This is a genomic window from Arenimonas malthae CC-JY-1 (genome assembly GCF_000747075.1).
Taxonomy (GTDB): domain Bacteria; phylum Pseudomonadota; class Gammaproteobacteria; order Xanthomonadales; family Xanthomonadaceae; genus Arenimonas; species Arenimonas malthae.
Window position 1 is genome coordinate 1 of record NZ_AVCH01000013.1, and the last position, 10,935, is coordinate 10,935.

The 10,935-nt window shown below is 72.3% G+C and carries 12 protein-coding genes; all 12 read left to right on the forward strand.

Going from position 1 to position 10,935, the window contains the following annotated elements:
• The first annotated feature begins 164 nt into the window (after nucleotides 1–164).
• Nucleotides 165–1,115: an OmpA family protein gene (locus tag N790_RS01770; RefSeq protein WP_043800034.1), complete on the forward strand. Its 951-nt coding sequence runs from the start codon at nucleotides 165–167 to the stop codon at nucleotides 1,113–1,115.
• Nucleotides 1,116–1,492: 377 nt separating this feature from the next.
• On the forward strand, nucleotides 1,493–1,711 hold the full coding sequence (locus N790_RS01775) for an HP1242/YdcH family protein (RefSeq protein WP_043800037.1): 219 nt from the start codon (nucleotides 1,493–1,495) through the stop codon (nucleotides 1,709–1,711).
• 136 nt (nucleotides 1,712–1,847) lie between these two features.
• Nucleotides 1,848–3,218, forward strand: a complete 1,371-nt coding sequence (locus N790_RS01780; RefSeq protein ID WP_043800039.1) for a pyridoxal-phosphate dependent enzyme — start codon at nucleotides 1,848–1,850, stop codon at nucleotides 3,216–3,218.
• A gap of 84 nt (nucleotides 3,219–3,302) precedes the next feature.
• The gene (locus N790_RS01785) at nucleotides 3,303–5,030 is read left to right on the forward strand and encodes a GspE/PulE family protein (RefSeq protein WP_052385596.1); all 1,728 of its coding nucleotides are present in this window, start codon (nucleotides 3,303–3,305) and stop codon (nucleotides 5,028–5,030) included.
• Between the two features lie 4 nt (nucleotides 5,031–5,034).
• On the forward strand, nucleotides 5,035–6,231 hold the full coding sequence (locus tag N790_RS01790; RefSeq protein WP_043800041.1) for a type II secretion system F family protein: 1,197 nt from the start codon (nucleotides 5,035–5,037) through the stop codon (nucleotides 6,229–6,231).
• 19 nt (nucleotides 6,232–6,250) lie between these two features.
• Nucleotides 6,251–6,688 carry a type II secretion system major pseudopilin GspG gene (gene gspG / locus N790_RS01795; RefSeq protein WP_043800043.1) on the forward strand — a complete coding sequence of 146 codons (438 nt, stop codon included), beginning with the start codon at nucleotides 6,251–6,253 and terminating at the stop codon, nucleotides 6,686–6,688.
• Nucleotides 6,657–7,091 carry a prepilin-type N-terminal cleavage/methylation domain-containing protein gene (locus N790_RS01800; protein WP_043800044.1) on the forward strand — a complete coding sequence of 145 codons (435 nt, stop codon included), beginning with the start codon at nucleotides 6,657–6,659 and terminating at the stop codon, nucleotides 7,089–7,091. The genes gspG and N790_RS01800 overlap by 32 nt, the downstream gene beginning before the upstream one ends.
• Nucleotides 7,081–7,500 (forward strand): prepilin-type N-terminal cleavage/methylation domain-containing protein, encoded by a 420-nt coding sequence (locus tag N790_RS01805; RefSeq protein WP_043800045.1) that lies wholly within the window; start codon nucleotides 7,081–7,083, stop codon nucleotides 7,498–7,500. The genes N790_RS01800 and N790_RS01805 overlap by 11 nt, the downstream gene beginning before the upstream one ends.
• Before the next feature lie 2 nt (nucleotides 7,501–7,502).
• On the forward strand, nucleotides 7,503–8,102 hold the full coding sequence (locus N790_RS01810) for a PulJ/GspJ family protein (RefSeq protein ID WP_043800046.1): 600 nt from the start codon (nucleotides 7,503–7,505) through the stop codon (nucleotides 8,100–8,102).
• Nucleotides 8,092–9,147, forward strand: coding sequence for a type II secretion system minor pseudopilin (locus N790_RS01815; protein WP_043800047.1), 1,056 nt, complete (start codon nucleotides 8,092–8,094; stop codon nucleotides 9,145–9,147). Before N790_RS01810 ends, N790_RS01815 begins: the two co-directional genes overlap by 11 nt.
• A complete protein-coding gene (locus N790_RS01820) occupies nucleotides 9,086–10,162 on the forward strand; it encodes a hypothetical protein (protein ID WP_156969879.1) in 1,077 nt (358 codons plus the stop codon). The genes N790_RS01815 and N790_RS01820 overlap by 62 nt, the downstream gene beginning before the upstream one ends.
• Nucleotides 10,159–10,776 carry a hypothetical protein gene (locus tag N790_RS01825; protein ID WP_043800049.1) on the forward strand — a complete coding sequence of 206 codons (618 nt, stop codon included), beginning with the start codon at nucleotides 10,159–10,161 and terminating at the stop codon, nucleotides 10,774–10,776. Before N790_RS01820 ends, N790_RS01825 begins: the two co-directional genes overlap by 4 nt.
• Nucleotides 10,777–10,935 lie beyond the last annotated feature (159 nt).

Below are 10,935 nucleotides of genomic sequence, written 5' to 3' on the forward strand. Positions count from 1 at the left end.
CGCCGCCAGTCCGACCGCCTGCGCCTGGCCGAGGCCGCCGCCGCCAACGCCGACCTGGCGCACGCGCGGGCCCGGCTCGACGCCGCCCGCGAGGAAGTCGACAGCCGCGCCGCCCGCAACGACGAGCTGCGCCGTCGCCTGCTCGTCAACCGGGGGAACTGAGCATGCTGCGCACCCTCGGGATTTCCCTGATGCTCGCCGCCCTGCTGGCCATGCCGGCCGCCGCCGCGCCCAGCGAACACGAACAGGCCGTCGCCCGACTCGCCGCCGAACTGGGCGCGCTCGACGCCGACGCTTCGCTCGGTGGCCTTGCCCGGCTTGAACGCCTGCAGGCCCGGCAGGCGCTGGCCGACGCCCGCGACGCCCGCCGCCGCGACCGCGAGCACAAGCTGGCCCTGGCCAGCGTGCGCATCGAAACCGCGCGCCTGGCCGCCGAGGCCGAATTGCTGGCCGACCAGGCCGCGCAGCTCGACCGCGAGCGCGACCAGATCATGATCGAGGCCAGCCGCCTCGAGGCCGAGCGTGCCCGCCGCGAATCCGAGCGCCTGCGCCTGCAGGCGCTGGCCCGCGAGGAAGCGCTGCAGCGCGAGCTGGAGCTGGCCGAAGCCGACCGCGTCGCCGCCGTGGAGGCCGCCGAGGCCGAGACCGCACAGGCCCGCAAGCTGGCCGCCGCCCGCGCCCGTGAGGCCGAACTGGCGCGCAAGGAAGCCGAGCTGGCCGCCGCCATCGCCGCCGACGACATCGCCGACGCGGCCCCGCCGCCCGTGCGTCGCGAAGGCGGCAAGCAGGTCTACACCCTCGCCGGCAACGCCTTCGGCAGCGGCAGCGCCAGCCTCACCGCCGAAGCGCAGGCCAGCCTGCGCGCGCTGGCCGGGCTGCTCTCCGGCGGCGGCAAGGTCACGATCGAAGGCCACACCGACAGCCAGGGCGCCGACGACGCCAACCGCGCGCTGTCGCAGCGCCGCGCCGACGCCGTGCGCCGCGTGCTCGAGGAGGCCGGCGTCGCCGCCAGCCGGATGCGCGCCGCCGGCAAGGGCGAATCGGCCCCGGTCGCCGACAACGCCAGCGCGGCTGGCCGCGCACTCAACCGGCGCGTCGAGATCATCGTTAATTGAAGGAAATTCAATTGGTTGCGGGGCTTCTCAAAGCCTTAACATTCACTAAGTAATTGAATCAAAAGGCCCTGGCGCAGGGTCGGCCGAGCCCCCGCCCGTCGGGGGCTTTTCCTTTTCCGATCAATGGTTTGCCCCGAGGCTTGCAGCCCTGTTTTGGGGGGCGTAGGTTCAAAGCCCGGGTGGCGCGATGCCCCCGGGTAACCGAGCCAGGCCGATGAAAGCAGACCTCGCCCCCGCCGATTGCGCCGCCTCCCGAACGGAAGCGGGCGCGTCGTGTGGAGGCGCCGCCCGCGAAAGCGACCTGACCTTTGTCTCAATCCGCCACGCCCTGGTCCCCATCGGCCGGGGCGTTCGCGTTTCTGGAGGAGGTCATTCCGATGTTTGAAGGGCAACCGCAACAAGAGCTCGACGCGCTGATGAAGAGCGACCCGGAATTCCGGCAGCTCTACCACCGGCACCGCGAACTGGACAAGCAGGTGCTGGACGCCGAGCTGGGCGTGCTCCCGCTCGACGACACCACGCTCGCGCGCATGAAGAAGGAAAAGTTGAACGCGAAGGACCGCCTGACCCGCATGTTCGACCAGCGCAGGCACTGAGTTCCCGCTGCGGCGGCGGCGGCCCACCTCGTCGGGTCGCCGCCGCCCGCACTTTCGCGGCCCCGCCACGGGTGCCGGCGCGGCCGGGGCCGCTGCTAGAATCGGGAATCCGCCCCAGCGCCCGGTTCCCCTCCCCATGACGGCCCACCAGAACGTCCTCGAGCTCATCGGCAACACGCCGATGGTGAAGGCCCAGCACCTCGACACCGGCCTTTGCGAGCTCTACCTCAAGCTCGAGTGCATGAATCCCGGCGGCTCCATCAAGGACCGCATCGGCCTGAAGATGATCGAGGCCGCCGAAGCCCGCGGCGACCTGAAGCCCGGCGCCACCATCGTCGAGGGCACCGCCGGCAACACCGGCATCGGCCTGGCCCTGGTGGCCCAGCAGAAGGGCTACAAGCTGCTGCTGGTGGTCCCGGACAAGATGAGCCGGGAGAAGATCTTCAACCTGCGCGCCATGGGCGCCGAGGTCGTGCTGACCCGTTCGGACGTGGCCAAGGGCCACCCCGACTACTACCAGGACATGGCCGCGCGCATCGCCCGCGAGACCCCGGGCGCGTATTTCATCAACCAGTTCGGCAACCCCGACAACCCGGCCGCGCACGAGCAGGGCACCGGCCCCGAGATCTGGGCGCAGATGGACCACGACATGGATGCCATCGTGTTCGGCTGCGGCAGCTCGGGCACCATGACCGGCCTGTCGCGCTTCTTCGCCAAGGCCGCGCCGCACGTCGAGCTGGTGCTGGCCGACCCGGTCGGCTCCATCCTCACCCAGTACATCAACGAGGGCGTGCTCAGCACCAAGTCGGGCAGCTGGCTGGTGGAAGGCATCGGCGAGGATTTCCTGCCCGACATCTCCGACTTCAGCCGCGTGAAGAAGGCCTACGCCATCTCCGACAAGGAGAGCTTCCTGGCCGGCCGCGAGCTGCTGGTGAAGGAAGGCGTGCTCGGCGGCAGCTCCAGCGGCACCCTGCTGGCCGCGGCGCTGAAGTACTGCAAGGAGCAGACCACGCCCAAGAAGGTGGTGGTGTTCGTCTGCGACACCGGCAACAAGTACCTGTCGAAGATGTACAACGACTACTGGATGCTCGACAACGGCTTCATCGAGCGCCCCCAGCACGGCGACCTGCGCGACCTGATCCTGCGCCCCTACGCCCAGCGCGACACCGTGGTGGTGGGTCCGAACGACACCCTGCACGTCGCCTACCAGCGCATGAAGATGTACGACGTCTCGCAGCTGCCGGTGATGGACGGCGAGAAGATCGTCGGCATCGTCGACGAATCCGACGTGCTGCTGCACGTGTACGGCAACGAGGCCCGGTTCCGGGACAGCGTGGCCAGCGCCATGGTCAGCCAGCTCAACGTGCTGGAGGTGACCTCGCCGATGGAATCGCTGCTGCCGGTGTTCGAGCGCGGCCAGGTGGCCATCGTCATGGACGGTCCGAAGTTCCTGGGCCTGATCACCCGCATCGACCTGCTCAACTACCTGCGCCGAAGGGTGCAGTAGGCCGCCCCGGGCGGCGTCGCCGGCCGGCCGGGGCCGGCGGTCGAACTGTTATCCTGCCCCGGCCCGTCCGCAGACCCCGGCGACATGCCTCCAGCCCTGACCGAACAAACCGAACGTTCCCTGGCGCCCAGCGCCCGCCGCCTGGGCGACCTGCTGGTCGAGCGCCAGTTGGCCACGCGCGCCGACATCGGCAAGGCGCTGGCCTTCCAGCAGCAGTTCGGCGGCCGCATCGGCTCCATCCTGGTGCGCCTGGGCGCGCTGTCGGAGGAATCCCTGCTGCCGGTGCTGTCCGAGCAGCTGGAAATGCCCCTGCTCGAAGGCCCCGAGTGGCCCACCGACGCCGCCGCCATGCACCGCGTCGCCGAAGCCAGCGGCCTCGTGGCCGACTGGTGGGTGGACAACGGCGTGGCCGGCTGGGAAACCGAATCCGGCCAGTGGCTGGTGGCCGCGCGCGACCCGCTCGATCCCTCGCTCAACGAAATCCTCGCCCGCCGCCTGCCCGCCGGCGGCTGGCAGTGGCGCCTGGCCCGCGGCCAGGACCTCGACCGCCTGCTCGACCTGGCCGCGCGCAGCGAACGCCGCGACGACGAGTTCGGCGACGACGACGTCAGCCACCTGCGCGAACTGGCCGAGGAAGTGCCGGTCATCGAACTGGTGAACAACGTGCTCGCCCAGGCCATGGACCAGCGCGCCTCGGACATCCACATCGAACCCGAGGAACAGGTCTTCCACGTGCGCCTGCGCATCGACGGCATCCTGCACACGCGGCTCACGCTGCCCATCAGCCGCTACCCGGCGGTGGCCTCGCGCGTGAAGCTGATCTCGGGCATGGACATCGCCGAGCGCCGCCTGCCGCAGGACGGCCGCCTGAGCACGCGCGTCAGCGGCCAGGACGTGGACATCCGCGCCTCGGCGGTGCCTGCCGTGCACGGCGAATCGCTGGTGCTGCGCCTGCTGCCCAAGGAGCGCCAGGACCTGAGCCTGGAGCGCCTGGGCTTCACCCCGCGCGACCTGTCCATGTTCCGCGGCTGGGCCCGCGAGCCGCACGGCATCGTGCTGGTCACCGGCCCCACCGGCTCGGGCAAGTCCACCACGCTCTACGGCACGCTGGAGGAAATGAACCAGCGCGACCGCAAGATCATCACCGTCGAGGACCCGGTCGAATACCAGGTGCCCGGCGTCACCCAGATCCAGGCCAACGCCGAGATCGGCTACAGCTTCGCCCGGGCCCTGCGTGCCATCCTGCGCCAGGACCCCGACGTCATCATGATCGGCGAGATCCGCGACCTGGAAACCGCCGAGATCGCCGTGCAGTCGGCGCTCACCGGCCACCTGGTGCTGTCCACGCTGCACACCAACGACGCGGTCAGCGCCTTCACCCGCCTGGTGGACATGGGCCTGGAACCCTTCCTGGTCGCCACTTCGGTGCGCGCCGTGCAGGCCCAGCGCCTGGTGCGCCGGGTCTGCCCGGACTGCAGCCAGCCGGCCGAGGTGCTGCCGGCGGTGGAGCGCCTGGTGGCGCCGGTGCTCGACGGAGATGCGTCGCCGCCGCAGTGGCGCAAGGCCGTGGGCTGCCCGCGTTGCCGCGGCACCGGCTACCGCGGCCGCCTGGGCATCTACGAACTGGTCGACGTCACGCCCGAGCTGCAGGAGCTGGTGCTCGAACGCGCCACCGCCGAGCGCATGCGCCAGCTGGCCACCGCGCAGGGCGGCCGCACGCTGCGCGAGGACGGCCTGCTCAAGGCCCGCCAGGGCCTGACCACGGTGGACGAGGTCGTGCGCGTCACCGGCGGTATCGCCGCCGAAGCCTGAGCCCATGCAGTTCCGTTACCAGGCCATCGACAAGTCGGGCCACGCCGTTTCGGGCGTGGTGGACGGCCGCAGCGAACGCGAGGCCTCGCGCCAGCTCGCCCAGCAGGGCCTGACCACGCTGTCGCTGGCCGAGCAGGGCGAAGCCGGCGTGCGCCGCCGCCGCGGCAAGGCCTCCAGCCGCGAACTGCAGCTGGTGCTGCAGGAATTCACCACCCTGCTCGAGGCGGGCGTTTCCCTGGTGACGGCGCTGTCGTCGCTGGCCAAGTCCAGCCACCACCCGCAGATCACCGGCGTGTTTTCCGGCATGGAAAAGGCCGTGCGCCGCGGCGACAGCTTCAGCGCCGCCTTCCGCGAGGCGAAGCTGCCGGTGCCGGAATATTTCCTGCAGCTGGTCGAGGCGGGCGAGGCCACGGGCCGGCTGGCCGAATCGCTGCGCGGCGGCGTCGAGCAGTTCGAATACGACCAGCGCGTGGCCAGCGAAATGCGTTCGGCCCTGGTCTACCCGGCGGTGCTGGTGTTCTCGGGCATCGCCGCGGTGTCCATCATCTTCCTGTGGGTGGTGCCGCGCTTCGGCAACCTGCTCACCCAGCACGGCGACAACATGCCGGCGCTGTCGCGCTGGACCATCGGCGCCGGCGTCTGGTTCAGCGAACACTGGTACCTGGTGGCGCTGGCGGCGGTGGCGGCGGGCCTCGGCCTGCGCACCCTGCTGTCGCGCCGCGACCTCACCGACCGCCTGGCCGAGCGCGCCGCCGGCCTGCCGGTGCTGGGCGAGTGGCTGGTCGAGGCCGAGGTGGGGCGCTGGGCCAGCACCCTGTCCGCGCTGCTGACCGGTCGCGTCGAACTCATCCGCGCCCTCGGCCTGGCCGCCGGCTCGGTGCGCCTGGCCTTCCTGCGCAGCCGCCTGTCCCAGGTGGCCGCCTCGGTGAAGGGTGGCTCCACCCTGTCGGCCGCGCTGCGCGAGCACCGCGCCCTCAACCCCACCGGCTACGACCTGGTGGCGGTGGGCGAGGCCAGCGGCGAGCTGCCGAAGCTGCTGGCCGCGCTGGCGCGCCTGTACGAAACCACCGGCCGGGACCGCATGAAGCGGATCCTGCAGCTGATCGAGCCGCTGGCGATCATCCTGATCGGCATCGTCATCGGCACCATCGTCACCGCGATCATCCTCGCCATCACCAGCGTCAACGAGGTCCCGCTCTGACGCGTTACACGGAGTAGCCATGAACCTTTCCCGCCGAAACGCCGGTTTCACCCTGCTCGAGATGCTGGTCGTGCTGGTCATCATCGGCCTGATCGCCAGCCTGGTCGGCCCGCGCCTGTTCAGCCGCGTGGACACCTCGAAGGTGCAGGTGGCCGAAACCCAGGTGCGCATGCTGCGCGGCGCCCTGGAAACCTACCGCCTCGAGGTCGGCAAGCTGCCCTCCGTGGAAGAGGGCCTGGGCGTGCTGTACAACCCGCCGGCGGACGAACGCCTGCGCGCCCGCTGGAAGGGCCCCTACCTGGACGAGCCGGCGCCGCTGGACCCCTGGGGCAATCCCTACCAGTACGCCATCCCGGGCGCCAACGGCATGCCGTTCGCGCTCTACTCCTTCGGCGCCGACGGCGTGCGCGGCGGGGAGGGCAACGATGCCGACGTCGGTTTCCTGCCGCGCGGCTGAAGCCGGCCCGCGCGGCTGCGCCGGCCGCGGCTTCTCCCTGCTCGAGCTGCTGATCGTGCTGGCCCTGCTCGGCCTGATGACCGCGCTGGTGGCGCCGCGCCTGCAGCGCACCTACGAGGCCATCGCCGGCAGCGGCGAGCGCGCCGAGGTCCGGCGCCAGCTGGGCCGCCTGCCGCGGTTGGCGCGCATCGCCGGCGAGCCGATCGTGGTGGCCGAAGGCGACGCCGCCGCCCTGGCCGCCGTGCTGGCGCTGCCCGAGGGCTGGCAGGTGACGCCGCTCGAACCGCTGCGCGTCGAGGCCAATGGCCTTTGCCATGCCAGCCGCGTGCGCGTCGAAGGCCTCGGCGATGCCGAGGACCTGTCCCTGTCCATGCCGACCTGCGGGGTGGCCGATGCGCCGTAAGCGCGCCCGCGGTTTCACCCTGCTCGAGGCGGTGGTGGCGCTGGCCATCCTGGCGGCGGCCGGCATGGCGCTGTTCGCGGCCATGACCCAGTCGGTGCAGATGGTCGGCCGCGCCGAGCGTTCGCGCGAGGCCGACGCGGCGCTGCGCAACGCGCTGGCCTACGTCGGCGCGGTGAACCCGGCCGAGAACCCGCAGGGCCAGCAGCCGCTCGGCCCTTACGAACTGGTGTGGAACGCGGAACTCCTGGAGCCCGCGCGCGCCAGCGCCACCGGCTACGTCGCGCCGGGCCTGCACGAGGTGGGCCTGTACCGCCTCGACCTCGAGCTCTGGCGCGACGGCGAACTGCAGCGCGAAGCCAGCGTGCGCCGCATCGGCTACCGCCAGGTGCGGCAGCCGCAGGCCCTGTGAGCATGCGCCGCGCCCGCGCCGCCGCCGGTTTCACCCTGCTCGAGGCCCTGGTCACGCTGGTCGTCGTGTCGCTGATCATCACGCTGCTGATGCAGGCGCTTTCCCAGTCACTGGACCTGCGCGCCCGCCTGCTCCGGCACGAGGACCAGACCCGCGTCGCCGGCCTGCAGGAACAGTGGTTCCGCGACACCGTCGGCAGCGCCCTGCCGGACCTGGCCGACGCCCTCGGCGCGATGAAGGGCAACCGCGACGGCTTCGAGCTGGTCACGCCGCAGCCGCTGGCGGGGCCGGGCCTGGAGCGCATCCGCTGGCAGCTGCAGCCGGTGGACGGCGGCTGGTCCCTGCATTACGCCGACAGCCGCCTGGGCGAAATCGAGGTGCTGCGCGGCCCGCTCGACGACGCCGTCTTCGACTACCTCGATGGGCGGGGCGAATGGCTGGCGGAGTGGAATCCGCCGGCCGACGCCATGGAAGTGCTGCCGCGCATGGTGCGCCTGCGCGCCGTGACCAGCGAGGGCGAATTGCTGTGGCTGGTGCCGGTCACCGCCGACCCGCTGATGCCGGTGATGCTGCGCCCGCAGGGAGGCGACCGTGGCTTCTAGCCGCAAGCAGGACGGCTTCGTGCTGGCGGTCACGCTGTGGCTGCTGGCGGGCATCGCCATCGTGGTGGCGCTGGTCACGCTGTGGAGCCTGGACCAGGTGCAGGACGCGCAGCGCGACCGCGACCAGGCCGAGGACCAGCTGGCGCTGTTCTCCACCCGCGAAACCGTGGTCTACCTGGCCGCCACCCGCGACATGACCGTGGCCGGGCTGCCGGTGCAGGGCCTGAGCGCCGAACAGCGCGTGGCCCGCACCCTGTCGGAATTCGGCGGCCTGCGCCGCGACCCGGTGGGGGGCGAGCTGCGCCTGGACGACAGCGCCTACCAGGGCCTGGGCGGCACCACCTTCTCGGTGCAGGACGAAGCCGGCCTCTACCCGGTGGTGTGGCCCGATGCCATGCGGCTCGATCGCCTGCTGGAAACCCAGGGCGTGCCCGACAAGCAGCGCCCGCGCCTGCGCGACGCGCTGCTCGACTACATCGACGAAGACAGCCTGCGGCACCTGCACGGCGCCGAAAAGCGCGAGTACGAACGCGCCGGCCGGCCGCCGCCGCCGAACCGCCGCCTGCTGCTGCCGATGGAACTCGAGCGCGTGCTGGGCTGGGACAAGCTGCCGCCGGAAACCCGCGGCGCGCTGCAGTCGGTCACCACCACCTTCTATGCCGGCGCGCTCAACCTCAACACCGCGCCGGCCAGCCTGCTGCCCACGCTGCTCAACGGTTGCCCGCGCACCTGCGACACCCTGATGGCGCAGCGCCGCGACCGCCCGTTCCGGTCGGCCGTCGAACTGCAGGCGTTGCTGGGCGTGCAGCTGCCCGGCGACGACATGGTGGAATACCGCTTCGCACCCTCCGACACGCTGCGCCTCACGGTCTGGGGGCGTACAGGCGCCGCCATGCGCATCCATGTACGATTGACGCCCCTGGCGGACAAGCGTGCGCCCTGGACCATCCTTGCCGCCTATCCCGTAGCCCGCCCGAGCCTCGATGACGCCCCGCGACCGATTGACAGCGCTCTTTTCGCCGACGCGGAAACTGATCGGCCCTGAGCCGGCGGTCCTGCACGCGGGCGGTGCGCTTGGCCCGCTGCAGTGGGTGGTGCCGCGCGCGGCCTGCCACTACCGCCGGCTGGAATTCAGCCAGCTGCCCGCGCGCCAGCGCGCGGCCGCGGCGAAGCTGGCCGTGCGCCGGCACGAGCCGGCGCCGGGCGCGCTGCAGCACATCGCCTGGACGGGCGCCACCGCCCATGCCTGGATCTGGCCGCAGCCGGACCCGGTGATGGCCGAGGGCGAGCCCGGCTGGATCCCCGAATCGCTGCTGCGCGCGCCGCCGGCCGGCGATGGCCCGCGACTGGTGCAGGCGATCGAGGGCGTCGAAGGCCAGGTCTGGCGCGAAGGCCAGCTGCAGGCCAGCCAGTGGTGGCCGGCCGTTCCCGATGCCGACGCCTGGCGCCGCTTCCTGCGCGCCTGCGGCATTGGCCCGGACGCGGCGGGCCCCGTGCCGGCGCCCGAAGCCCTTCCGTGGGCGACCAGCCCGTGGGGCGATGCGCCGCGCGGCCTGCCCGGTTCGCCGGCCGCGCTCGAGCGGCTGGCCTGGGTCGCCGGCCTGGGCCTGGTGGCCCTGGGCCTGGGCTGGCAACTGGCCGCGCAGGCCACCTGGGGTATCTCGCAGTGGCGGCTCGACGCGCGGCTCGAAGGCCTGCGCGCGCAGGCGACGCCGCTGCTGGAAGCGCGCGAGCGCGCCGACGCCGCGGTGGAACGGCTGCAGTCCTACCGCGCGTTGCGGCAGGGCGCCAACGATTACCTGCTGATGGCCGACGTCATCGCGCCGCTGCCGGCCGACGCCCGCCTGCTGCAGTGGCGCCGCGAAGGCGAGCGCCTGCAGGCCGGCGTGGCGTCGGCCGAAACCGACCCACGTCGCTTCGTCTCGGCCTTCCAGGGCCACCCGGTGCTGGCCGACGTCGCCGCCAACCCGGCGTCGGACGCCAAGGGCATGCAGCTCGACTTCGACCTGGCCGCGCCGCCGGCCGATGCCGCGGCCAATGCCGACGGAGGCACGCCGTGAACGCGCGCGAGCAGTTCGAACGCATGCTCCAGGAATGGCGCCAGAGCCGTCGCCTCCGGCTCGGCGCGCTGGTGGTGCTCCTTATCCTCGGCGCGCACGTCGTGCTCACCCTGTCCGACCGCCAGCAGGCCATGGCCGACGATTACCGCCGCGACGCCGCACTGCTGGGCCGCCTCGAGGAAGCCAGCCGCGAATCGGCCTGGCCCGAGCGTGCCGAGCAGGCCGAGGCCGCCGCCGAGGCGATGCGTACTTCCATCCCGCAGGCCGCCAGCGCCGGCCTGGCCCAGGCCGAACTGCAGGCCTGGCTGGGCGGGCAGGCCGCGGTCGGCCAGCTGGAGCAGGCGCGGGTGCGCGCCGAGGCCACGCTCGACGTTCCCGACCGCCCCGACCTCTGGCAGGTGGTGGCGCGCGTCGAGGGCGGCGTGCCGGCCGGTGGTCTCGAACGGTTCCTGCAGGCGCTGTCCTCCGGGCTGCCCTGGATCCAGGTCGAGCGGCTGGAAGTGACCGAGGGGCGCGAAACGCAGCTGTCCGCCATCGTGCGCGGTTATTACCGCAAGCCCGACGAGGCACCCGCGGCTGACGCCGCCCCCGCCGCCGCCGGAGGTGCGCCGTGAACGCGCGCCTGCGCCCCCTGCTGCCCGTGCTCGCGCCGCTGCTGCTCGGTGCCGTGGCCTACCTGCTGCTGGGCGACGGCCCGCACACCGACGCCGGCCGCCAGGTCGAGGCCGTGGCGTGGTCGCTGCCCGAAGACGCCCCGGTGGACGCCGCGGCCG